General features: G+C 55.1%; 18 protein-coding genes. 5 read left to right on the plus strand and 13 right to left on the minus strand.

What is annotated here, in order from left to right; all coding sequences use genetic code 11:
* The first annotated feature begins 139 nt into the window (after positions 1–139).
* Genes mnmL through F556_RS0114355 form a run of 3 tightly spaced genes read left to right on the plus strand, consistent with a single transcriptional unit; the run spans position 140 to position 2,733 of the window.
* Complete coding sequence (mnmL, locus tag F556_RS0114345) at positions 140–1,099, plus strand: tRNA modification radical SAM protein MnmL/YtqA (protein ID WP_020617664.1); 960 nt, start codon at positions 140–142, stop codon at positions 1,097–1,099.
* On the plus strand, positions 1,099–1,710 hold the full coding sequence (gene mnmM, locus F556_RS0114350; RefSeq protein WP_020617665.1) for a tRNA 5-(aminomethyl)-2-thiouridylate-methyltransferase MnmM: 612 nt from the start codon (positions 1,099–1,101) through the stop codon (positions 1,708–1,710). The genes mnmL and mnmM overlap by 1 nt, the downstream gene beginning before the upstream one ends.
* Before the next feature lie 54 nt (positions 1,711–1,764).
* Complete coding sequence (locus tag F556_RS0114355) at positions 1,765–2,733, plus strand: type I phosphomannose isomerase catalytic subunit (RefSeq protein ID WP_020617666.1); 969 nt, start codon at positions 1,765–1,767, stop codon at positions 2,731–2,733.
* Positions 2,734–2,805: 72 nt separating this feature from the next.
* On the opposite strand, the gene F556_RS0114360 is transcribed toward F556_RS0114355, so the two are convergent.
* The 4 genes from F556_RS0114360 to F556_RS0114375 all read right to left on the minus strand — a co-directional run bounded on the left by F556_RS0114360 (position 2,806) and on the right by F556_RS0114375 (position 8,418).
* On the minus strand, positions 2,806–4,614 hold the full coding sequence (locus F556_RS0114360; protein WP_020617667.1) for a B12-binding domain-containing radical SAM protein: 1,809 nt from the start codon (positions 4,612–4,614) through the stop codon (positions 2,806–2,808).
* 124 nt (positions 4,615–4,738) lie between these two features.
* On the minus strand, positions 4,739–6,265 hold the full coding sequence (locus F556_RS36300) for a stalk domain-containing protein (RefSeq protein ID WP_020617668.1): 1,527 nt from the start codon (positions 6,263–6,265) through the stop codon (positions 4,739–4,741).
* A 93-nt stretch (positions 6,266–6,358) separates the two neighbouring features.
* A complete protein-coding gene (locus tag F556_RS0114370; protein ID WP_020617669.1) occupies positions 6,359–7,456 on the minus strand; it encodes an ABC transporter permease in 1,098 nt (365 codons plus the stop codon).
* Complete coding sequence (locus F556_RS0114375; RefSeq protein ID WP_020617670.1) at positions 7,453–8,418, minus strand: ABC transporter ATP-binding protein; 966 nt, start codon at positions 8,416–8,418, stop codon at positions 7,453–7,455. Before F556_RS0114375 ends, F556_RS0114370 begins: the two co-directional genes overlap by 4 nt.
* A 101-nt stretch (positions 8,419–8,519) precedes the next feature.
* Between F556_RS0114375 and F556_RS0114380 the strand changes: the two genes are divergently transcribed.
* Entirely contained in the window at positions 8,520–9,479 is a 960-nt protein-coding gene (locus tag F556_RS0114380) for an RluA family pseudouridine synthase (protein WP_020617671.1), read from the plus strand.
* 50 nt (positions 9,480–9,529) lie between these two features.
* On the opposite strand, the gene F556_RS0114385 is transcribed toward F556_RS0114380, so the two are convergent.
* The 3 genes from F556_RS0114385 to F556_RS0114395 all read right to left on the minus strand — a co-directional run bounded on the left by F556_RS0114385 (position 9,530) and on the right by F556_RS0114395 (position 12,664).
* Positions 9,530–10,510: a Gfo/Idh/MocA family protein gene (locus tag F556_RS0114385; RefSeq protein WP_020617672.1), complete on the minus strand. Its 981-nt coding sequence runs from the start codon at positions 10,508–10,510 to the stop codon at positions 9,530–9,532.
* A gap of 38 nt (positions 10,511–10,548) precedes the next feature.
* Positions 10,549–11,097, minus strand: coding sequence for a C40 family peptidase (locus tag F556_RS0114390; protein WP_020617673.1), 549 nt, complete (start codon positions 11,095–11,097; stop codon positions 10,549–10,551).
* Between the two features lie 151 nt (positions 11,098–11,248).
* Positions 11,249–12,664, minus strand: a complete 1,416-nt coding sequence (locus F556_RS0114395) for a S41 family peptidase (protein ID WP_020617674.1) — start codon at positions 12,662–12,664, stop codon at positions 11,249–11,251.
* Positions 12,665–12,805: 141 nt separating this feature from the next.
* Between F556_RS0114395 and F556_RS0114400 the strand changes: the two genes are divergently transcribed.
* Positions 12,806–13,618 (plus strand): Cof-type HAD-IIB family hydrolase, encoded by an 813-nt coding sequence (locus F556_RS0114400; RefSeq protein ID WP_020617675.1) that lies wholly within the window; start codon positions 12,806–12,808, stop codon positions 13,616–13,618.
* 234 nt (positions 13,619–13,852) lie between these two features.
* Here the strand turns inward: F556_RS0114400 and F556_RS0114405 are convergent, their stop codons facing one another.
* The 6 genes from F556_RS0114405 to F556_RS0114430 form a co-directional block, all read right to left on the minus strand.
* The gene (locus tag F556_RS0114405; RefSeq protein WP_020617676.1) at positions 13,853–14,923 is read right to left on the minus strand and encodes a sulfate ABC transporter substrate-binding protein; all 1,071 of its coding nucleotides are present in this window, start codon (positions 14,921–14,923) and stop codon (positions 13,853–13,855) included.
* Between the two features lie 29 nt (positions 14,924–14,952).
* Positions 14,953–16,017 (minus strand): sulfate/molybdate ABC transporter ATP-binding protein, encoded by a 1,065-nt coding sequence (locus F556_RS0114410; RefSeq protein ID WP_020617677.1) that lies wholly within the window; start codon positions 16,015–16,017, stop codon positions 14,953–14,955.
* Positions 16,018–16,020: 3 nt separating this feature from the next.
* Entirely contained in the window at positions 16,021–16,815 is a 795-nt protein-coding gene (locus tag F556_RS0114415; RefSeq protein ID WP_020617678.1) for a sulfate ABC transporter permease subunit, read from the minus strand.
* The gene (gene cysT, locus F556_RS0114420; RefSeq protein ID WP_040716621.1) at positions 16,812–17,618 is read right to left on the minus strand and encodes a sulfate ABC transporter permease subunit CysT; all 807 of its coding nucleotides are present in this window, start codon (positions 17,616–17,618) and stop codon (positions 16,812–16,814) included. The genes F556_RS0114415 and cysT overlap by 4 nt, the downstream gene beginning before the upstream one ends.
* Before the next feature lie 535 nt (positions 17,619–18,153).
* On the minus strand, positions 18,154–19,215 hold the full coding sequence (locus tag F556_RS0114425; RefSeq protein WP_020617680.1) for an S-layer homology domain-containing protein: 1,062 nt from the start codon (positions 19,213–19,215) through the stop codon (positions 18,154–18,156).
* A 43-nt stretch (positions 19,216–19,258) separates the two neighbouring features.
* A complete protein-coding gene (locus tag F556_RS0114430) occupies positions 19,259–23,626 on the minus strand; it encodes a discoidin domain-containing protein (protein WP_020617681.1) in 4,368 nt (1,455 codons plus the stop codon).
* Positions 23,627–23,641: the final 15 nt, after the last annotated feature.

Here is a 23,641-nt window from a genome sequence, read left to right on the forward strand (position 1 = left end):
TGTGAGGTGTTGCAAGCCTAAATTCAAATTTTCTTCACGGCGCAGCAAGTGGCCTACGGGGATTTTTTCAGGTACAATAGAAGCAAGTGTTAGAGTGACCCCCTGCTATTGCCGGGGCTGCAGAAAGGGTTTGTCCACGATGTCCACCATGATCCAATCCGCCGGCGAACCGCACCTCTGGCAAGACAAGCGATTCCACACCTGGAATTATGAAATGAGAGAGCAGTTCGGCGGTAAAGTATTCAAAGTCACGCTCGACGCCGGCTTCACCTGCCCCAACCGGGACGGCTCAATCGCTGCCGGGGGCTGCACATTCTGCAGCGCTAGAGGCTCAGGCGATTTTGCTGGCAGCCGTCGGGATGACCTAGTCACGCAATTTAACCAGATCCGTGACCGTCAGCATCTCAAATGGCCGGATGCCCGATATATTGGTTATTTTCAGGCGTATACCAACACTTACGCACCAGTCGAGGTACTCCGCGACTATTACGAAGTCATTCTTGCGGAACCCGGCGTGGTCGGATTATCGATTGCCACTCGCCCGGATTGTCTGCCTGATGACGTCATAGAGTACCTGGCCGAGCTCAATAAGCGTACGTATCTTTGGGTCGAGCTCGGACTGCAGACGGTCCATGAATCGACCTCCAATTTAATTAACCGGGCTCACGATACGGCCTGCTATCTCGATGCGGTTGCACGGCTGCGAGCGCATGGTATTCGTGTGTGCACACATATTATTTATGGGCTGCCCCAGGAAACGCATGAGATGATGATGGAGACCGGCAGAGCCGTTGCGGAAATGGATGTCCAGGGCATCAAAATTCATTTATTGCACCTGATGCGCAAAACGCCGATGGTCAAGCAATACAATGCCGGGCTTTTACGCTTTCTGGAGCGGGACGAATATATCCAGCTTGTGGTCGACACCCTGGAAATTCTGCCACCGTCGATGATTGTCCACCGATTGACCGGGGACGCGCCACGCGATCTGTTGATCGGTCCGATGTGGAGCTTGAATAAATGGGACGTATTGAACGGCTTTGACGCGGAACTGAAGCGCCGGGACACCTGGCAAGGCAAGTATTGGAGGGGACGCTAATGGGCTTTCCTTCTGTACTGGGCATGGCCAAGACCTGGGTCAGCCAGCGTCTCTCCCCAGGCGATGCCGCAATCGATGCTACGGCCGGTACAGGCGTGGATACCCTGTTTCTGGCCGAGAGCGTGGGCGCGCGCGGCAGTGTCTATGCGTTTGATATTCAGCCGCTGGCACTGGCTCGCACCGCTGCCAGACTGGATGCCCGCTTTGCCGGCGAAGCGGCAGTGGACAAGCCTGAGATCGCGCTAATCGCGCAGAGTCATGCCGAGATGCGTGAATGCATACCCGAACGACGGCATGGCCGTGTTTCGGCCATTATGTTCAACCTGGGGTATCTGCCGGACCCTGATGCGGATCAGCGTATCATTACGAATCCGTCCTCCACGCTCACGGCTCTGGAAGCTGGCCTTGCGCTGCTGCGGCCGGGCGGAATCATGACTGCCGTTGTTTATCCTGGCCATCCCGGCGGCGCCGAGGAAGCGGACGCCGTTGCGGCCTGGGCTGCTGCCCAGCCTGCAGCACGTTGCCAGTGCGTGTACTACCGGATGACGCAGAAGCCCTCGGCCCCGTATTTAATCGCTCTTGAGACCCGCCGACAACCCTCAATGCCTTAGTTCAAGTGAGTTAGACGTTCCATAGCTATCTATACATACAGAGGAGAGATGACCATGACTATCAAACCCTATCCGATTCAATTTAAGCCCGAGATGAAAGAACGCATCTGGGGCGGCCAGGCGCTTAGCCGCTTCGGCCTCGATGTGCCCGAGGGCAATATCGGCGAAGGCTGGATGATCGGAGATCACCCTAATGGCACCACCAAAGCCATCAATGGCGAGCTTGCCGGACTGGGCCTCGACGAGATCCGTGAACAATACGGTGCCGAGTGGTTCGGAAGCAAAGGCTACAAAGCAGGCACCCGCTTCCCTCTGCTCATTAAGCTCCTAGACTGCAATGATGATCTGTCCATTCAGGTTCACCCGACCGATGATTACGCCAAGCTGCCTCCGGGAGAGCTGGGAAAAACCGAGATGTGGTACATTCTTGATGCCAAGCCTGGCGCAAAGATCATCTATGGTCTCCAGGAAGGCGTGGACCGCGCTCAGCTGGAACAGGCACTGAAGGAGAACCGCGTAATGGACTGCCTGCAGGAGGTTCCTGTCAAGGCGGGTGACGCCTTCTACATTCCTGCCGGTACCGTACATGCCTTGTGTGCAGGAATCGTTGTCGCAGAGATTCAGCAAAACTCAGATACGACCTACCGGGTCTATGATTATGACCGCCCAGGACTCGATGGCAAGCTGCGCGAGCTCCATGTTGAGGATTCCCTCAATGTGACCGCCTACGAAGGCGCAGGAGCAACCCGCACAACAACGGATGGGGTGCAGGCCGGAGAGTGGCTGGAAATCGCCCGTTCCCCTTATTTCATCGTCGAGAAGGGCATCATCGCCGGTTCAACAAGCCTCCGTGTGCCTTCTGACAGCTTTGTAATCCTGGTGATTGCCGAAGGTAGCGGTTCCCTGGAGTGGGAAGGCGGCAGCCAGGACGTAAAGGCCGGAGAATGCTTCTTGCTCCCTGCTACGCTTGGTCAATATGTGCTTGATGGACAACTGACCGTCATCCGCAGCGAGCTGCCTTAACTGACAAATGCAATTAAGAAGAGGGAAGGGACCCAACCCGGGTCCCTTCCCTCTTCTGTCTTTCCTTCCTCGTTAGCCGATTGCTGCATGTTCCTCCAGTTGGAGATAGTAAGGGGTCGCCCGCTGCTGTCCTGCCGCATCGGGCATATACAGCACAATCAGCAACGTTTCCCGATCCTTGCGCAGCACCCCTTCTTCTACATAGCTCTGCAGATCAAAAGGAATCCGCTCGATCACCGCATGCTTCTGCAGTTCCTTCTCACCCATGCCCAGTGATTCAAAGTCAGACGATACGGCCGAGGGTTGAGCAGCCAGACGGCTCATCCAGCCCTGCCACGCGGCTTTGTCCATATCATGCCCCCACCATACTTTGCGGGGCTTATATTTGTGATTCAGGAAGTAATCCAGCTTCATCAAACCGAGAATGACGGGAAGATCGAGCGCTGTCCTGCCGGAGTCGGCCTTGGCCTGCTCCTCCAGGAAGGACCAGAGCCGGGAGAACAAATCCTCCAGCTGATGACCGATCTTCTGCCAGCCGCGAGCTTCCCAATAGTCACCGAACTGCTGGAAGAAGTCGAATGGCGAATCATAGATACGTTCTACAAGATACAGGAGCGTATGGTCCAACCGATGGGCGTTCCAGTACTTCTCCAGCACATCCTCCACTCGCTTGATTCGAACAATATCACCGAATGGCAGCAGATCATTGCCCAGAATTTCATAAGGAGCGCGGTCCATGAACACATAGCCATGCTTGTCCGCATCCAATCGCATCCCGGTACCGCGCAGCATTTTGAGAAAACCGAGCTGCAGCTCCTCGGGACGCAAGGCAAACACATCGTTAAACGTTTTGCGGAAGCTGTCATAATCCTCATGCGGCAAGCCAGCTATCAAATCGAGATGCTGGTCGATCTTGCCGCTTTCCTTGACCTTGGTAACCGTACGCGTCAGCTTGGTAAAATTCTGGCGGCGCTGAACAGCCAGGTTGGTCAGGTCGTTAGTGGACTGTACGCCGATTTCAAATCGGAAGATGCCTGGCGGCGCATGCTCGGCCAGATAATCCAGCACCTCCGGCCGCATGATGTCGGCCGTAATCTCGAACTGGAACACGGTACCCTGATGGTTCTCGATCAGAAACTTGAACATTTCCAGCGCATAATCTCGCTTGATATTGAACGTCCGATCAACGAATTTAATCAGCTTGGCGCCCGATTCAATTAAGTACAGCAGATCCGCCTTGGTCCGCTCAATATCAAAATAGCGCACGCCCACCTCAATACTGGAGAGGCAGAATTGACAGCTGAACGGGCACCCCCGGCTTGTCTCGAAGTAGACGACACGATTGGGCAAATGAGGGATGTCTTCGTTAAAGCGGTGCGGACTTGGCAATTGAGCCAGATCAAGCTTGGGACGGGGCGGATTCATAATAATCTCGATTTCGCCATCCGCCTTCTCTTTCCGGTAAGTCAGCCCAAAGACCATATGAAACTTGCGATCCCCTGCAATCTCAGTCAGCAGATGATGAAAGGTCTCCTCCCCTTCACCCACGACAATAAAATCGACTTCCGGCAACCGGTCCATCCAGTACCCCATATCGTAACTGACCTCGGGTCCGCCCAGCACAATCTGCAGCGAGGGTTTGATTTTGCGGAGCATATTAATGACCGTAATCGTCTCCTCGATATTCCAGATATACACCGAGAAACCGATGACGTCAGGATTGCGCGCGTACAGATCGGCAACGATATTCATGGCCGGGTCCTTGATCGTAAACTCCGCGATATCGATGTCAAAATCCCGTTCACTATAGGCCTTCAGACAGCGCAGCGCCAGGGACGTGTGAATGTATTTGGCGTTCAATGTAGATAATACAACGTTCATGATGTACTCCTCTTGGTATGGCATTGTAGCTTCTCTCATTGTACCCAATCCTGCCTTAAAAAAGAAGAGCCCCGTCTGTGACGAGGCTCCGCAACTCAAACCATTATTAAAGGATGAACGAAAATTAGTGCCGGCCAATCTTGATATGTCCACGGTCTTGGGTCTGAAAATGAATGACTGGATAACGGACCTTCCACTTGTTGTTGCCCAAGCTGGTGACTTCTTCAGCCTTGAAACCGCGTGGTTCATAACCGAATGTCTGCTCATAATGAACAATTAGCTCCACCGGCTGATTAGGCAGCATGCGCTGCAGCTCGGAGCCGGCATCCACCGCCCAATACCGCATATCCTGAGCGATTTTGTCAGCAAAAACGGTGTAGAAACCAGGATCGATGTTGGCTTCAATGACCAGCCAGCCTTTGCTGTCCCGGTTCACTTGCCAGCCGGTCAGTTCGGTCACGCCAACCGGTGTCCACAGAACAGAAAACTCGTCTTTCATAAGTTTGAGAATCTCTGCATTCGAAGCATTGGTCAAACTAGCTGGCAATCGGGAAGGCAGGAATGCCGCGCGGGTGCCGCTTCTTTTCGCTTGTTCGAGCAGCGGCAGCGCATGCTCGCTGGATACTGCCAGGTTCAAGTGAGCGGTCGTATCCGGAATCGTCGCCGTCACAATACCGACCACCGTACCGTATTCATCAAACAAGGCGCCGCCGGAGCTGCCGGAATCGATCGCTGCCGTCGTTTGAATGTAAGATACCCCGCCCTCATAGTGCACATTGCTGATGATTCCTTCGGAGACCGTATTGCGGAAGCCCTGCGGACTGCCGATCGCGAGAACCGGATCTCCCTTGTAGAAGAGCTGCTCGGTATCCAGAATGACCGGACGCACCCCGAGGGACGAAGCCGTCTCAATGACAGCCAGATCTGCATCTTCATCATAGGCCAAGAGGCCGTTAATTTTAAGAGATTTGCCATTCGTCAGTTCAACCGTGCCTTTGGTTGCGCCTGTCATCACGTGATAGTTGGTCAGCACGTGGCGGTCGCCCACAACCATGCCGCTTCCCTGTCCGCGATCTGTCTCGATGGTGACGATACTGTCATCATACATATAGACAATGTCGCTGAACGAGAAGGTTTCATAGGTGTCGAAGTCTGGAAGCGCGTCGTATTCATCACGACTAATCTGCTCCACCGAACGGATCCGAATCGTGCGGGTTGCACTCTCCCATGCCACTTCTGCCCCTAACGCTTCACCAATGAATCTTAGTGGTACCATGGTTGCCCCCTGTATCAATTGGGGAGGCGTGTCCAGCTGCTGTGCCTTGCCGTTGATCGTCGCCTGCTTGGCGCCAATTTTCAACGAAATAGCCGTACCGCCTTTGGTTGCGAAGATCGTCTGCGTTTGCTGCTCCCAGCTCACTGTCGCCTGCAAGGCTTCGAAGATCGGCCGCATGGGTACAAAGGTGGTCCCATTCTGTTGTACAGGGGCTGGTTTAAAGGAAACCGCCTTACCGTCAACGATGACTTTGATCTCGCTTGTGGCCTGGGCTGCCGTAGCGGCAATGGGCTCCAAGGACCAGCCGGAGACCGGTTGGATGGCGACGCTCGCGGCGATCACCGATGTTGCGATGAGACGGGTTAAAGTTTTCATGTTTTACAGGCTTCCTCCAGTGCATTCCTTTTTCTTCCATACACTAATATCCTACCATCGGCCCCCGACTTTTGTCCACATAAATTTAAGGGGTTATTCCCACTTGAATGTCAGTGATGCCGCGATAAAAGCGACGATCAGCCAACCTCCGAGCAGAGCAGCTTCAAACGCTACATCCGTCAACGAAGCACCGACGTTCATGATCTGTCTCAGCGCCGTCGACAAGTGGGCAATCGGTAGCAGTTTGACGATGGGTTGCAGGAATTCGGGCATATTCTGAATCGGGAAGAAAACACCCCCAAGAAACAGCAGCGGGAACGAGACAAATCCCGAAATCGGTCCCGCGCTCTCCGGTGTTTTGGCCACGCCGGCGATGATGAAGCCGATGGACATGAAGGCTAATGTGCCCGCTATGACAAAAGCCAGCAGGAGCAGCCATGACCCGTTCACCTGCGTCCCAAATATAAATTGGGCAATGAGAACGACGATTACTGCCTGTAGTCCGTTCAGCAGCAGCCGCGCCGTAATCTGGGCAGCGATAAAGGACGAGGCATGCAGCGGCGTACTCTGCATCCGGCGCAGGATGCCCCGCTCCCGCCAGGAGGAGATCTGAGCGGCAACACCATTCAGATTGGTCGTCATAATCATCATCGCCACTATGCCTGGCACCAGAAAATCGATATAGGAAAGCTCGAGCGATTGAACGCCCTCGCTTGTCACCGTTAGAATTGGCTCATATCCGGTCCGTGCCTTGGACACCTCATCGATAATGTATGTAATTGTCGTGCGGGCCAGCTCTGACACCGTCAGCTGCGTCTCATCTGTATAGAGTTGTACGGATACTGGACTGATAGACGGTCCAGCGTCCAACGCCGCTCCCAAGCCCGCAGGAAGTACAATGACAAAGGAGGTGTCGCCAGATTTCAGCTGGGTTAGCGCGTCGTCTGCGTCCGCTGCTTCCGACAGCATCAGCGCATCAGTAGCCAGCAACCGTTCCTTCACGGTTGCTGCGGCTGGGCTCCCGTCTTCATCAACCAATACGCCCTGTAGCGAGATGCCATTGCCCTGACCAAGAAATGAGCCCATCATGACCATCAGAAAGATCGGAAAAGCGATACTCCAGAACAGCATTTGACGGTTGCGGGCAAAAAGCTTGAGCTGCGCAAGCGTTAGTTGTTTGTATGCATTCATGCTTCTCTCAGGCTCCTTCCAGTCATCTGGATGAATACATCCTCCAGCGAGGCCGTCCGGGTCTGCAGCCCGGTAAGCGGCAGCGCCTCCCGTTCAGCCATGCCAACCAGCTCGGTAAGAGAGGCTTGGAGATGCTCGGTATAGAGGATGACCCGATTCTTGCGAATCTCGGCCTGGGCAACCCCCGCTAATTTACGCAACCGATTGAGGACGGGTTCTGTGTCCACAGCTGACGAATCCGTTGAGGAGTTCAGCTCAAATTCAATTGCACTGCCCGATGCCAGCCGATCAATCAGCTGCCTTGGCGTGTCCAGCGCCACGATACGACCGCTGTCCATCAGACAGATCCGGTCGGCCAGAATCTCAGCTTCGTCCATATAGTGGGTACTGAGTACGATCGTTTTCCCTTCATCGCGCAAGCCCAGGATAATGTCCCACAACATGCGGCGAGCCTGTGGATCAAGCCCTGTCGTCGGCTCGTCCAGAAACACGACCTTGGGATTATTGACCAGGGCCAGGGCAATGGCCAGCCGTTGCTTCTGGCCTCCGGAGAGATGCTTGACGCGGTCATTCAACTTCTCCTGCAGCAATACCCGTTCGAGCAGTGGCTCCACGGGGAGGGTCGGCACCCGGTAAAAGCTGGCGTACATCGCCGTAATCTCACGGACAGTCAACAGATCGAACAGCGATGTCGATTGCAGCTGGACGCCGATGACCTCCTTCACCCGCTTCAACTGCGTCCGGGTGTCATAGCCTGCAATGCGAGCATGCCCCTCATCCGGCAGCCTCAACCCTTCTAGCATCTCCATCGTCGTTGTCTTGCCAGCACCATTGGGACCCAGCAGACCAAATACTTCGCCTGGACGAACCTCAAGCGATACCCCGTTCACCGCAGTAAATGCACCGTAACGCTTAACCAGTCCAACGGCTTCGATGACCGGCGTATTCGGCTCTTGTGTCATTTGCACTTCACTCCTCTCTCCGGCCTGGGCCAGGATAGCTTTATCGAATCAACTCATGCTATAGTAGGGGGAAACTATGAAACAAAGGACGGAATTTTGTTATGAATCGACCCAAGAAACAAGCTTCTTTTCGCAAACCGGCCAAATCGGCTCCCCCACAAAAAAGAGCCGGCGCATCGGCCGGCCACGGCACCAAATCATTTGATGTGCGTGAGCCTATGGAGCTGTTGCCTTTCCTGATCGAGCGCTATGCCCGGCTTAGCCGCAACAGTGTCAAATCCTTGCTGACGCGCAAGCAGGTCGCTGTCGATGGCCGTATTGTCTCCATCCATAATCATCCGCTGGAACCGGGCCAGGTCGTCACCGTCGGTGAACGGGAGCCTGAGACCGCTCCACTGGCAGGAATGTCCATTCTGCATGAGGACGAGGATATCATCGTCATCCACAAGGATGCCGGGCTTCTGTCGATCGCCACGGACAAAGAAGATCAGCTGACCGCTTATCGGCAACTGACCGCTTACGTCCGCCGCACGGATCCCCGCCAGCGGATTTTTATCGTGCATCGCCTGGACCGGGATACCTCCGGCGTCATGATGTTTGCCCGCAGCGAGCAGATCCAGCAGCAGTTGCAGAATGAGTGGCAGGAGGCTGTCGTCGAGCGCTCTTATGTAGCCCTGGTAGAGGGACGGGTACGCAGGGCTGCAGGCCGGATTGAATCGTGGCTGAAGGAGAGCAAGACGCTGCGTATGTATGCCAGTGAGCGGCAAGGCGACGGCCAGCATGCCATCACCCATTACAAGGTAATGGAGACCAGTCGGACTCACTCCCTGCTGGAGGTTACCCTGGAAACTGGACGCAAGAATCAGATCCGCGTGCATATGGAGGAGATCGGTCACCCCGTTGTTGGAGACAAAAAATATGGCTCCACCAGCAATATTATCGGCCGCTTGGGATTACATGCCCGCATCCTGGTATTCCGTCATCCGCGCAGTGGCGAGCTGCTGCGTTTCGAAACACCGATTCCAAAAGCATTCCTGACGCCTTTCCGTTCCCAATCCTAGTCAGAAGCTGCAGCCAGCTGCGTCGTCCTGCGGGGCGACGCTAGTTCTGGTTAGCCCTGCAGCGGCTTCAGCAGTTGATCCATGATTCGGCTCGTCCGGACGGCCGAAGCCGCATCACTGGGACAGGCGCCGCGCTGGCCGAGCAGCTCATCTACGATGGTCTGAATCAAGGGCTGCTGCACATGCGCCGGATGGGCAATCTCCCACGACTGCAATTCCGTGCCGCGGTGCAGGACGACCGGGAGCTCTCCGAAGGTGGAGAACACCAGCTTGCCCTCGCTGCCGACAATCTCGTTGATATCCTCTTCGACACCTACCGTGTACCCCCATTGCCCGCTGCCATGAATGCCATCTTCTGTCTGATAGAAACCGGTGACCAGATCCTCGACTTCATAATAACCGCCACGGTTGGAGCTGCGTCCTTCGGCCGCTGTAATCGGTCCGACCAGATAATCAATCAGATTAAGCGTATGACTGGCCAGATCCACAAAGTGACCACCCCCGGCTACCTCCCGCTGCAGACGCCAAGGCAGATCCCCTTGTCGCTCCTGCTCCGAAGCCCGCCGCCAGTGTCTGGTGTTGACCGCGTGCACCCGTCCGATTGCCCCTTCCTCCAACAGCTCCTTCACCTTAAGAAACCGAGGTAGTGCCCGGCGATAATACGCTACGAACAAAGGAACACCCGCCTCCTGGCAGGCCTCCGTCATCGCTGTACACTCACCGGCATGCAGCGCCATCGGTTTCTCCACATACACCGGCTTCCCCGCCTTGGCCACCTGCAGCGTGTAGGGCAAGTGCTGAGCAGGCGGAGTCGCGATATAGACCGCATCCACCTCCGGATCATGAATGAGCGACTCAGCATCGGAATACCACCGCTCTACGCCATGCCGCCGGGCATAATCCTCAGCCAATGCACCATCTCTCCTCATAACCGCTGTCAGCCTGGAGCCTTGCGCCTTTTGAAAGGCAGGTCCGCTCTTTACTTCTGTCACATTGCCACAGCCGATAATTCCCCATCTGATTTCCTGCAAGCTGCCACTCTCCCCTGATTAGCATATAGTTTCCTCTATCATAACCGATGAAGGGGAACTTGCCGACTGCCAAAACGACTCAGCTCGCCGCGGAACATCAGCTCCAGCGATGGCGAACGCTCCAGATCAGCCGGAGTCGTCAGAGAGGGGCATTTGGGAACAAGACTCAGCCCATTCTTCTCAAAGGCAGAAGCGACGAATTGCGAACAAAAAAACGCATGCTGGCGTTTGATCCGAACATGAAACATGACGCCGAACAGACCAAGAAAATTGTATCGGTAGCGGTCGGGATCCTGCTCGAAGCTGCGTACATAATTGCGGATCCGCTCATACTTGCGCTGACTGACCTTGCAGCTATAGACGGCACAGGTTGCGTGGCGGAATAAACCTCCGCCCAGATCCTCTTTGATGAAGCCCCCTATAAACGGATTGCCCGGGCTCTTGCGCCCGAAGCTGTATACCTCGCGAAGATCGTCATCAAATGCAATCGAGGCATGGTTGAGCTCCGCTCGCGTATACAGCCGAATCAAACGGGTCAACAGCGTCCCCGTGTCCGACAATAAGATATAGATGGTTTTCTCCTTCATCCTTCATTCTCCACCCGTACATTAAGATTGGAAAAACGTCCGGCGTCTTCCTACCATTAATGATAGTGGGCGGAGAATGGAAATAAAACCGTCCTGTGTCTGAACGAGAACTAGACTTCGGTCCAGTGCAATATCAGCTAAACTGGTTTTGCTATCCAGTTAAGAGTTCTACTGCACGCTGATGCTGCGGGTCCTCGCGAACGACCTTGTCGCGCACCCGTTCCACGAGACGGTAGGACGACCTACCGCTGAGTACACCATCTACCGGCAGACCTTCATCCCGCTGGAAACGCTGGACAGCGGCTTTGGTCTCCTCGTCGAAAATGCCCTCAGGCTCACCTGGCTGGTAGCCAAGTGTCTCTAGCAGCTGCTCGGCAGTCTTGACATGCTGGCCAAAGCTGCCTACAGAAATATCAATGTCTGACGGCAGCGAGGGGAGGGACGCATAATCCGGCATTCGCACCTCAACCGTCGGCTCGATCCCTTCGTCTTGAATCCAGCTGCCGTCTGCCCTGCGCCACTGCGCTTCGGTCAGCTTGAGCACAGAATGATCTTCGAACTGCTGGAAGGTCTGAACGATGCCTTTGCCAAAGGTTTTGACACCAACAATCTCGATGCCGGCAGAATCCTTGAGCGCCGCGGCCAGCACCTCGGCCGAGCTGGCGCTATTCTCGTCCACAAGGACAACCATCGGGAGCTCCCACGGTTCTTCCTGTTTGGAGCGGTGGGTAATATGATGCTTGTCGTCCTTGTATACGACCTGAACGATAACTTCATCCTTGGGTACAATCCGACTGGCAATCTCAATCGCCGGCCGCAGCAGCCCCCCGGGATTCATTCGCAGATCCAACATCAACGCTTGCATGCCTTGCTGCTCCAGCGCTCGGATGGCCTCATCAAATTCGGCTGCTGTATCCTCGGAGAAACGAATGATCTGGATGCTGCCGATGCCGTCTTCCAGCATTTCATATTCTACCGTAACAACTGGAACGGCAGCCCGTACCAGCACCTGCTCAAAAGGCGCCTGCATCCCTTCGCGCTCGATCGTCAGCGTGACCTCGGAGCCTACCTCGCCACGGGTAAGCTGGATGATCTCCGGCAGGGTTTTGCCCGTTAACGGCATGTTATTGATTTCAGTGACAATATCATCCTTCAATAGTCCGGCCTGATCGGCCGGCGCTCCTTCGACAACGGCCTCCACCCGGAAGTGCCCGTCCTCCTTCCTTAACTCCAGACCAATTCCCACGAATGAATTCTCGTAGCGCTCCAAATAGCTTGTCCCTTGCTCTTTGGTATAGTAACTGGAATAAGGATCATTCAGGGATTCGACCATCCCTTCGGCGGCGCCATGCAGCAGACTGCTCGCTTCGGCACCGTCAAGATAATCGGTCATAATCTCTTTATAGGTTGTGTCGAGGTTACGGAAAACCGGCTCCTTCAACATCGGATACTGTGTCGTCATCGACCAGCGTCCTGCGCCAAAGCCAATGCTGATCGTGATCAGACAGAGAATAACGAGGAGCGCAGCCCGCCGTTGCCGTCGCTTGGGTGATTGAGGTGGGTTCATCTGCTTATCCTCCATTCAAGCTTGCTGTTATCACTGTATCGCATTCGGAGACAGGCTTCAAGCGGCGCTTCTATCCCTTGTGCCAATATAGCTTTTTCGATACAATCATTCTAGCTGACAGACGATAGAGGAGAGAAATCAATGACTTATAAACTGATTGCAATCGATGTAGATGACACGCTTCTTAATGATGATATTCAGGTCAGCGAAGGCACGCGTGCCGCCCTGATCGAAGCGTCTGCCCAAGGGGCCACAGTGACATTGGCTACTGGACGGATGTATGCCTCCGCACGCAAGATTGCCCAGCAAATTGATCTCAACGTGCCTATCATCACGTATCAAGGTTCACTTGTGAAGACACTGATCGACGAAGAAGTGCTATACGAGCGTAATGTGCCGGAGGATGCCGCATTGGAATTGTTCGATTATTGCATCCGCAAGGGATTGCATTTGCAATTGTATGTAGATGATGTACTCTATGTACGTGAAGACAACGACAAGGCCCAAGGTTACTCTCGCCTGTCCAATATTCCTTATGTCGTCGAACCCGACTTCGAGAGCCTTGCTCGTAAGCCACTGAACAAGATGCTGATTATTGATGATCCCGAGCTGTTGGACCAGGTCGCACTGGAGCTGGCACCGCTGATTGGTGATCGGGTACACATCACCAAATCCAAGCCTCACTACCTGGAGATTATGCACAAGGAAGGGACAAAGGGGCACGCGCTGCAGTATATGGCCGCCCATCATGTGGGCTGCAGCATGGATGAAGTGATTGCAATTGGTGATTCGTGGAATGACCACGAGATGCTGGAGGTCGCAGGCCTCGGCGTAGCGATGGCCAATGCCGTTGAACCGCTCAAGGCAATTGCGGATTATGTAACCTTGTCCAACAATGAAGAAGGCGTGCGACATGTGATCGAGAAGTTTGTGCTCGGCCGCCCTGTAGAGTAAACTTCGCCAAATTCTCAGGCTGTCCTCAACAAGGGGCCTACGGTCACGGATCGATCTTACGATCGCTGTTGTCCCCAGATTTCTTGATTTACTAACCGCTCTAGCGGTTGAAATCCGGGGACAAAGGCGAACGCTTCGCTTCTCCAGATTCGATTCCGTGCCTCTTCGGCCTTTAAGGACAGCCTGAACGCGTAGCAAAATGCCCCACAGTCATCTAGACTGTGGGGCATTTGTTTATAGTCCAGCCAGCACTTGGTACCAGACGCCTCTCTTGGAGTATAGCAGCTCACGAACTTCGGGCCAGCCTCCCAGGTACTCGATATCGAATAGCCCTTCTGGGATGGTGAATTGCTCCTGTGCGGCCTCTTCTAGCACATCGTTAGCCGGTCGGAAGCCGTAATCCATGAATAGCGACTGGGCTTCTTCACTGTATAGATATTCTACAAAAGCCTCCGCCACTTCTCGGGTCCCGTGCTGATCGACGTTTTTGTCGATGACTGCGGCAGGGTTTTCAATGAGAATGGTATCTTCAGGGATCACGATATCATATGGCACGCCTTGTGCAATCCGGGCCAGCAATTCATTCTCATAGGTGACGATGACGTCTCCCACACCATATTCAAATGCCGCCATGGAAGCACGGCCGCTCTTGTCCAGCGATTCGATATTGGCATGAACCTGTTCGAGGAACTGCTTGGCATACGCGGGATCAGCCGTGCCCGATTGACGTTCCGAGCGCTTCAACCCGGCGCCGTAGATGGCATTAATGTCCCATTGCGCGCCACCTGATGTCTTGGGATTGGGGTACAGCACCTTGACGCCGTCCCGGGTCAGATCCTCCCAATCGCGAATGTCCTTGGGGTTGCCGTCCCGGGTGCCCAGCACAACGATCGAGCGCGTAATCATGCCGCCGGCACCTTGCTCCCGCCAGTCGTGCGTAATCATGCCCGCTTTCTCGATCCGCTCAACGTCCCCCTCCATCGCCAGCACCGTCACATCTGCCTCGAAGCCGCCGACAATGGCCCGCGCCTGCGTCCCCGACGCCTCATATGATTCCTGAAACGTTACCGTCTGCCCGCTTTGCTCCAGCCAATGCTCCTGGAACATCGGCAAGAGCTCTGCAAATACATCCTTAACCACCGAATACGCTCCAATGACCAGGGTAACATCCCCCTGCTGCACCGGCTCGCCGTCCACCGTCTCATGATTGGTCCCGGTGCAGCCGCTGACGGCAAGCGCGGCGCACAGGACAAGCAATAGCTTGCTGCGGCCTAAGGATCGCCTAATGAGATTCGATAATGGCATATGCTTTACACAACACTTTCTACCTAATTTTAGATATGAACCGGCATTGGATCTTCCTTCAATCGGTTTTCCATAATCCAGCTCTCATCATTGGTGAAGAGGTAAGCACGGTGAACCAGAACATTGATTTCTTCGCCAGGCTGCAGAATATCTTTTTCCAGGGAGCGATACGTGATCAGCGTGATGTCACCGACCGTCACCTCAACCATCCATTCGCTGCCGCGGAAGTGCAGCTGCTTGATTCGCCCAGGCTCCGTCGCCGAAGCAATCTTGAACTCATGCAGCTTGCCGATCTCGATATATTCCGGCCGGATCAGCGCTTTGACGCCAGGGTGGGCGGATGCAGCTTCGAAGCCTTTCAGCTTGGAGATGTCCTCCACAATCGTCGATTCGCCGATGAAGCTGGCCACAAATTGCGTCTGCGGACTTTTATAGATATCCCACGGCGATCCTTTCTGCTCCAGCTTGCCCTTGTTGATGATCATGATCTCATCTGCTACCTCAATCGCCTCATCCTGGTCATGGGTAACGAAAATGGAGGTAATGCCGAGCCGCTCAATCATTTCCTTGAGCCACGTCCGCAGCTCTTGACGAATCTTGGCATCGATTGCGGCAAACGGTTCGTCAAGCAGCAGCAATTGCGGCTCTGGAGCCAGTGCACGCGCGAACGCTACCCGCTGGCGCTGACCGCCAGAGAGCTGGTGCGGCAGCCGATGTTCGAAGCCCTTGAGGCCAGTCAGCTCAACAAGCGTAGTGACACGCTCGCGGATTTGTTCTTTGGATTGTTTCTTTACCTTCAGGCCAAAAGCGATATTCTCGAAGACCGTCATATGCTTAAACAACGCGTAGTTCTGAAAAACAAACCCGATGCCCCGCTCCTGCGGCGGCAAATCATTGACGCGTTTGCCATGGAAGACGATATCGCCTGAGGTAGGCGTCTCCAATCCAGCCAGCATGCGGAGGATGGAGGTTTTGCCGCCACCGCTGGGACCGAGCAGACCGATCAGTCTCCCCTTCTCGATCGAGAAGCTGACATCCTGCACCGCATGAAATTCACCGAATTGCTTGTTAAGCTGTGTGACCTCGATATGCATGGCTTAGTGCTCCCTTCGTTTCTTCGCCCACTCCATTAACAGAAGCAGTCCGAATGATACTGCAGCCAGTACAAGCGCCACACTGTTGGCTGCCAGCACGTTGAAATTCTCCACGTCCTGATAAACCAGTGTCGTTGCTGTCTGCGTCTTGTTCATGATATTGCCCGATACAACCAGCACCGCTCCGAACTCGCCCATCGAACGTGCAACCGTGAGTACAACTCCGTAGATCACGCCCCAGCGGATCGAGGGCCAGGTCACTTTCCAGAAGGTATAGAACGGGTATGCCCCCAGCGTCGAGGAGGCTTCTTCCTGCTGGGTCCCGATTTCTTGCAGCACCGGCATCACTTCGCGAATCATGAGGGGAAAGGTGACGAACAGTGTTGCCAGAATCATACCCGGAAGCGCGTAAACGACCTTGAAGCCCAAATCGCCAAAGAAGCTGCCAATAATGGTGTTCGGTCCGAGCAACAGTACGATCATTAAACCGCCGATAACAGGCGAAACCGCAAACGGCAAATCCACAATGCTGTTAAGCAGCTGCCGCAGCCGCTTGCTGAGCCAGGTGGCACGCACCAGATACAGAGCAAGCATGACACCGAATAGCGTATTAATAATCGTGACGGTAACAACGATGATCCCCGTCATATACAGTGCATGCAGAGATTGCGGCCTTGTAATTGCTTCTACAAATCCGCCCCAGCCTTCTTCCCAGGACCCGATGAAGATCCGAACCAACGGAATTATGATTAAGATGGTAAATACAGCATACGTCAGGGTGATCCATAATTTTTTCATGCGCCCGCCCTCCTGGACTGAATCACATTCACGATCCAGAGGATAAGGAAGGAGAGGGTCAACAAGATAATAGATACCGAGGCCGCGCCTTGTGGATTATCGCTCTCCACTTCGCCGAAGATGTAAACAGACGCAACCAGCGTCCGGCCCGGGATATTGCCCGCAATCAGAACTACGGCTCCGAACTCTGCGAGGGCGCGCGAGAAGGCCAACATGCCTCCGCTCATAATTCCCGGTGTCATCGTCGGCAGAATGACCTGGAAGAAGGTCTTGGCCTTGGATGCGCCAAGCGTGTAAGCCGCCTCCTCCTCCGAACGGTCCATCTCCTCCAGGAGTGGCTGTACCGCACGGATGACAAACGGAAAGGTAACGAAAACCATAGCGATCACAATCGCAGGTTCATGGAAGACGATCTCAATCCCGAAAAAGCCGGCAATATCGCCTACGAGGCTATTCGGTCCGAGCAGCAGCAGGATCATCAAGCCGCCTACCGCAGTTGGCAACGCGAACGGCAGATCAACCAGACTGTTGAGCAATCGGCGCCCCCAGAAGGAGTAGCGGATGAGTACCCAGCCGATCATGGTACCTACGGCAACATTGATGAGTGCAGCGATGACAGCCAGCCGGATGGTAAGCAGAACCGCTTTCCAAGCCAGGGGGTCACTGACACTTTCCCAAAATGGCTGCCAGCCAAGCGAGAAGGATTGACCATAAACACCAATGATGGGTAAGACGATTAGTACGAGAAAATACAGCATGACGGTACTTCGGAATCCGAAGCTCCACCAGCGGCTGCGAAACATCACATTCACCTTAAGTAACCCTCCCAGACCTTCGGTATGTCCGATCGCCCTGTTTATAGGCTTTGGTACGTTAATTCCTATTATTTCACTAGGTATTAATACTTTAGCAGAATGTGGGCTGTCCAGTCAATCACTAAAATGCAATCTTTTGAGAGATGGCACGTGTATCACCCTGGATGCTCGGATTAGCCTTTTTTCGCTAAGGAAACGACATAACGCTATCTTGATGATTTTGCTCGAATTCTATTTCTAACGAATCTGTGTATCTCTATACCAAGGAATTCCAGGGCAAACAGGGAAATTTTGCAATAATAAAGTGATGTAGTTTCGTTAGAATTGCAGTATGCCAATTTTGCACCCAATAGCGTGTCTCAGTTTCCTTACACACGTGTCTTGCAGGCTCCTTCGGCGAATACTTCACTGGGGGCTCTGTTCTAAGCTGAGGCTGCTCAAAAAAGCCGTCTCCAGCACCGTGATCGGCGTGGAGACGGCTAGTTAAAGTGCATGATGTTACCGGTAAAGTTAAGCGCGATAGTTAGTTGGACACGATTCGCAGAATCAGAGTAACCGCCTCCGCTCGCGTTGTCCGCTCCAGTGGCCCCAGGAGCCGAGGACCGCGGCCCTGCAGCAGACCTGCTTCCACTGCCAGGGCCATGGGCTCTATCGCCCACTCCCCAAGCTGGTGGCGATCAGCAAAGCGGGACAATACAGATGGATCAGCAGGTGCGGAGCGATCCATCGTTCGGGCGATGATCGCGGCCAGCTCCTGGCGTGTAATCGGCTGCTTGGGGCGGAAGGAGCCGTCCTCGTAGCCGATGATCCACTGCTGCGTTACTGCTGCTTGCACAGCCTGGATTGCCCACGACGCTATGGACTTCTCATCTGTGAAAACCGTCCCTGTGACCCCGGTCGTATGGCCAGCCGGCTGTCCGTCGTCTGATTGGCCGGATAATAAATCCCCGGCTGTCATTCCCTCACTTGAACCATCTCCGAGCGCACGTACCAGCAGCACCGCGAATGCCTCGCGGGTCACCTGCAGGTCCGGCCGGAACGTGCCGTCCTCGAAGCCGCTGACGATCCCGCGGGCGACGCCCTCCAGGACGGCCTCCCTTGACCAGTGACCATCCAGGTCAGAGAATCCACCAGGCGAGACACCACTCTCGATAACGACGGGCTGCTTTGGCTGAACCTCCTCCATAGCCAGCTTGGAGTCTACCAGCTTGGCGTTCTCAATGCCAACCATCGCCGCCCCTTCCGCAATCCGCTGAAAACTCAGCCGAGCGAGCTCGAAATCCCCGTCCCTGCCGCTCCCCTGGCCAGTTCTGGTATGGGCGTACCTCACCTGGCCAGGCTGATGAATCGGCTGAACGGCATAACCCGGCAATCCAGTCTTCGCGTCCAGCCAGCGCAGCCGTTCAGCATCATAGTGGATAACGATGTCCCAGGCATACAGATCCCGAGCACCAAGAACGCGAACAACCACCTCAATTTTATCACTGCCCTCTGCTGCTTCCAGAGTCACGACGGGCACCGCTGCCGCCTGGACTGCTCCTGCCGGCACAAGAGCCGGCAAGAGCAGCAGCATCGCACATCCCATCAACAGAAACCTCCGAATCCGCAAGGTCCAGCTCTGCCCGCGATTACGCATCATACCAGTCGGAGAGAATCATACGAGCAACCGCCGCCAGGGATTGAATGGTAATTTCCTGCTGATTCAGCACATCGGCTGCAGCAGCCTCGTGCCAGTTGACGGCCTCAGACGTAAGACCGAAGTAACGGGCTACGACGGACAAGGTTTTCAGCGTAATTTGTGTCTCGCCTACTACCAGTGTCACCCGCAGCTGTCGGAAAGCCGCCATCTCTGTATTCAGCGTCTCCACAGCTGTATTGACTGTGGACTGGGATGGGCTCCCTGCTTCCACTGCTTTGGCGGCTGTGATGGCCTCCTGCAACGCTGTTGCTCCTGCTTGCGGATATTGTCCCACCTTGCTGCCAATTGAAGCGCCATCATGCAGACGCTCTGCCAATTGGATCGTCTCCCGCAGCGCACCTTTATCTACAGGTGTCGATTGATTTACCGAAGCACGGAAGGTCTGTACTGCACCACTAATCGCTGTTAGCGCTTCGTTCACCGCTTGCTGAGACTGCGCTGGATCATCATAAATCGCTTGCGCTGTCTGAATAGCCGTCTGCAGTATTGCTTTGGACCCTGCGGGATATTGTCCGGCTGCCGCGCCTTCACTCGAATCGTCATGAAGTGCTTGTGCTTCTGCAATCGCCCCGCCGAGCGCCGTCCGATCGGCAAGCGTCACGGTGAGGAGATGTCTAGCCGTTTCAATAGAGAGCGGACGGACCTCCCCATCCCCGTCGATGATATCTGCTTTTGTCAGGTGAACCGTCGTGTCGCCGGAGGACACCTCTGTCTTCACGCTGCCATGCAGTCGGAACCATTCCCCACTGGCCTGCAGCGTCCGGCCCGGCGCGCTTAGCAGGACGTATATCAAACCTTCCGATTGTTTCACAGCAGAACCCAGCACCGTCACGCCATCACGGCTGGTGGAGATGGCCTCGTCTGTCAACGATACCATGCCGTCCTCCCCGACCGTCGTCTCGAAGCTGAGCACCTCAGGATCATAGGCTACAATGGCGCTCATTGTTGTATAGTCCTCGTCGCTCTCGGAAGCGTCGACCGTCAGTTCAACCCGCTGGCCAGCATAGACGCTCGCGGGGCCACTCACTTGCAATACGGGAAGCACTGGGTCTGGCTCTGGCTCCGGATCTGTACCAGGCCCGGCTTCCCCGCCGTAGACTTCAAGCTCAAAAACCCGCGCCCGCTCATCGGAGCGCTCGTTACCCTTGGTTATGTAGAGCCGCAGCCGCTCGGTCTGCACCGGCTCCCAGGACAACTCAGTATATTGTCCGACATAATTGTCATCCGCATTGCCTTCAACTGCCGCTAGCGTGGACCAGGCGTCACCATCCCAAGCCTGGATCTCGAAGTCTGACAGCTGCATGCCTTTGGCGTCGCTTTGTCCGCTCCATACCCGCGCCCCCTCTACCTCTTGCGACTGCTCCCAGGCCAATTCCAGCCAGTGGGGCCCTTCCGGTCCCGTAACCCAGCGGTCGGAGCCCGTATGCTTGTTGCCATTGACCGCCAGAGTCGGCGGGAAATTCCCGCTCTCGTGTACGGAGCTGGCGGTTACCGTTGCTTGGGGCGCCAGATTCGGACGTGCCGGCGGGTCCGTAATCTCGATAAGGACGCGGCCGGTGACTCCGGAGCCGTCCTCTGCCGCTGCCACCACAGTCACAGTGCCCGCCGACACTGCGGTCAGCACGCCCTGCTGATTGATCGCAGCAGCCGTTGAAGGCGCGCCAGTTTCATCTTCCACGCGCCAGGTCACTGACGGATCATCCGCGCGGGCAGGCAGAACTTGGGCTGCGAACGCCAACGTATCCCCAACATCCAGCTTGGTAATGCGGTTCTGCGGCGTCACATGAATGCCGTGAACATAAACTGGCGGAATTTCTGGTCCCTGTGGATCCGGATCATGCTCCCATACCTCCAGTTCAAATACACGTGCATGATTATCGTTCGTCTGCGGACTCACCGTACCGTTAGTGACATATAGTCTGATTTTATCCGTGTGAATGACCGGGAAGGTCAGATCGTTGAACTGGTTGATCCGGGCGTCCATCGGATTGTTCGTGACAGCCGCTGCCTCTTGCCAGGCCCCGCCCGACCAGTACTGAATCTGGAAGTCACGAATTTGCCAGTTGGTCGTCCCAGCACCTGCACCACTCCATAAGCGGATGCGGTCGATGTCATAGCTTTCATCCCACGCCAGCTCCAGCCAGTGTGGAGCCGTACTGCCCGCTGCCGTTATCCAGCGGCTGTTAATGTCCTTGGAACCATCCGTTGCAAGGGATGGCGGATACAGCGGATTGTAGGAGCTGGCTGTCAGTTCAGCTGCAAGGGCCAGATTCTGCTTGCCCGGCAGCGGCTCTGGCGGCAGCTCCGGCGGAGCCGCTGGCGGATCGACCGCTCCGTACTCGTATAGCAGCAGGTCGTCAATGAGGACCGCACCGCCTCCATCATGCTTGTAGAGGTAGATGACCCCGCTAGTGGCCGCAGGTCCCGTCGTAAAGGCTACCTCACGAGCCGCATAGTCGGTCGTTGCGCCTATTACGACCTCTTTGGGCGATTGGCCATGATTCTTGACGCCTAGCAGTGCCCTTCCACCGCCGCTGTTCTTGCTGTAACCCGACAGCTTATAAATCGTGTTCGGCTTGAGTGCGAGGGTCTGTTCAATGCCTGATACGGCATTCGCCAACCGGGCCGCCTTCTCCCCGCTTCGGACGTCGGTGTCAACGACCGCTGCGCCACCGAAGGTTACCCCCCAGCCGGTAAAATTGTTCTCAAAGCCCGGATTGACGAGGAGGTTGTCAATGTCCGCCCCCGGCGGCACTTCACCTTCTGGGATACCCGGTCCTTCATAAGCGCCGATATTCGGCTGCTGGTTGGCCGGCACGACATTGCCGAAAAAGTCCAGTCCGCCGTTGTCGGGAATAATGGCGCCGCTGCCGATCGCAGGTGAGCCTTCCAGCAGCTGATAGCCGGCAAGTGTATCTCTTCCAATGCGTCCCGTTCCCGGAGCAGCCAGCAGCGGGTCTGCAACGATCTTGTTCACATCCATGTCCAGGACGTTCTGCGGATGATTGCCATAGAACAGGTTGTTATCAAACACATTGCCTGTACTCGAGCCAAAGTTGTAACCGCCGCTGCCAAGATTGACGATGAGATTGTTCGTATACGTCTGATTCTTGGCCCAGCCGCCCCAGTTGAGCGTGTCGACAACCTTGGTCGTCGAGCCTGGCGGGATATAGACCGTATTATTGTAAACATGCGTGTTCTCCGGCGTGCCGCTGTAATTGAACACGGCCCCCAGATCACTCTGGCTAATATTGTACCGAATGATCGTATCACGATTGAAGTTCGCCGCCTGCGTGCCGTCATTGACTGCAAGCGACATGCCTCCGGCGTTATTGTGACTGTAATTGTATTGGATAATGGTGCCTTCGCTCTTGTAGTCGGAATCGTACGCCATCGCATCGCCGCCCGGATGCGTATTGAATACCTCATTATATTGGATAATCGAGTCCTTCGATTCGAATAACCAGAGCGGTACATGATAACTAGTTGAACGCTTGTGCGTATCATAGACAACATTACGCTCAATCAGACCATTGGTCGTATTGAGGATGAAAGCACCGTCGCCTCCGATATCATACATGACGTTGTCCGCAACCTTGTTGTTGAACGAATACGGGCGACTCCCCCCATTCAGGTAAATGCCTACACTGTCCAGCGAGTAGATCTTGTTATGCTGAATCGTCACATCCGTTACGACATAGTTCCAGCTGGGATCCCAGATGATAATGCCTCCATTATGGGCATAATCCATGGCCAGACTGCCTTTGATGCTGTGAATGTCCAGGTACTCGAACACAAAATGCCGGTACACCTTCGGGTTGTTCCAACCGCCACTGTTCCCTGCAACATGGATGCCCCGGCGCTCGCCGCCAGTTGCCGCATAGTTGGTAATCTCCAGATGGCGCACTTCCCAATATTCCTGACTGTAAAAGTATACCGCCGCATCCGCGCCATCCCCGGCAATCAGCGGCTTGGGACCTTCACCGTAGCGGTCGATGCGAATTGGACTGCCTTCTACGCCGGAGCCTTTCGGATACAGCGTACCCTTCCAGACGCCACCCGCCTTGAATCGTATCGTATCACCGGGCTGAAAGGTCGTGGCATTGACCTTGTTCAATGTTTTCCAGGCGGTGCCTTCACTGGTCCCGGGATTGCCGTCATCGCCGCCTGCAGCATCTACGAAGTATTCGGTTCCGGCGGCATCGGCCGCCTGCAGCGGCCATCCGGGAATTCCGGCTCCCGCCAGCAGCACAAGAATCAACAGCCAGCTGATTACCTTGCGGTTTCCTGTTCTCATGAATTATGATCCTCC

It is taken from the genome of Paenibacillus daejeonensis DSM 15491 (assembly GCF_000378385.1).
Taxonomy (GTDB): domain Bacteria; phylum Bacillota; class Bacilli; order Paenibacillales; family Paenibacillaceae; genus Paenibacillus_D; species Paenibacillus_D daejeonensis.

What these genes read in the sequence shown, in the direction of transcription:
- mnmL (WP_020617664.1), top strand. Translation starts at nt 140, where the DNA reads ATGTCCACCATGATCCAATCCGCCGGCGAACCGCACCTCTGGCAAGAC.
- mnmM (WP_020617665.1), top strand. Translation starts at nt 1,099, where the DNA reads ATGGGCTTTCCTTCTGTACTGGGCATGGCCAAGACCTGGGTCAGCCAG.
- F556_RS0114355 (WP_020617666.1), top strand. Translation starts at nt 1,765, where the DNA reads ATGACTATCAAACCCTATCCGATTCAATTTAAGCCCGAGATGAAAGAA.
- F556_RS0114360 (WP_020617667.1), bottom strand. Translation starts at nt 4,614, where the DNA reads ATGAACGTTGTATTATCTACATTGAACGCCAAATACATTCACACGTCC.
- F556_RS36300 (WP_020617668.1), bottom strand. Translation starts at nt 6,265, where the DNA reads ATGAAAACTTTAACCCGTCTCATCGCAACATCGGTGATCGCCGCGAGC.
- F556_RS0114370 (WP_020617669.1), bottom strand. Translation starts at nt 7,456, where the DNA reads ATGAATGCATACAAACAACTAACGCTTGCGCAGCTCAAGCTTTTTGCC.
- F556_RS0114375 (WP_020617670.1), bottom strand. Translation starts at nt 8,418, where the DNA reads ATGACACAAGAGCCGAATACGCCGGTCATCGAAGCCGTTGGACTGGTT.
- F556_RS0114380 (WP_020617671.1), top strand. Translation starts at nt 8,520, where the DNA reads ATGAATCGACCCAAGAAACAAGCTTCTTTTCGCAAACCGGCCAAATCG.
- F556_RS0114390 (WP_020617673.1), bottom strand. Translation starts at nt 11,097, where the DNA reads ATGAAGGAGAAAACCATCTATATCTTATTGTCGGACACGGGGACGCTG.
- F556_RS0114395 (WP_020617674.1), bottom strand. Translation starts at nt 12,664, where the DNA reads ATGAACCCACCTCAATCACCCAAGCGACGGCAACGGCGGGCTGCGCTC.
- F556_RS0114400 (WP_020617675.1), top strand. Translation starts at nt 12,806, where the DNA reads ATGACTTATAAACTGATTGCAATCGATGTAGATGACACGCTTCTTAAT.
- F556_RS0114405 (WP_020617676.1), bottom strand. Translation starts at nt 14,923, where the DNA reads ATGCCATTATCGAATCTCATTAGGCGATCCTTAGGCCGCAGCAAGCTA.
- F556_RS0114410 (WP_020617677.1), bottom strand. Translation starts at nt 16,017, where the DNA reads ATGCATATCGAGGTCACACAGCTTAACAAGCAATTCGGTGAATTTCAT.
- F556_RS0114415 (WP_020617678.1), bottom strand. Translation starts at nt 16,815, where the DNA reads ATGAAAAAATTATGGATCACCCTGACGTATGCTGTATTTACCATCTTA.
- cysT (WP_040716621.1), bottom strand. Translation starts at nt 17,618, where the DNA reads ATGTTTCGCAGCCGCTGGTGGAGCTTCGGATTCCGAAGTACCGTCATG.
- F556_RS0114425 (WP_020617680.1), bottom strand. Translation starts at nt 19,215, where the DNA reads ATGGGATGTGCGATGCTGCTGCTCTTGCCGGCTCTTGTGCCGGCAGGA.
- F556_RS0114430 (WP_020617681.1), bottom strand. Translation starts at nt 23,626, where the DNA reads ATGAGAACAGGAAACCGCAAGGTAATCAGCTGGCTGTTGATTCTTGTG.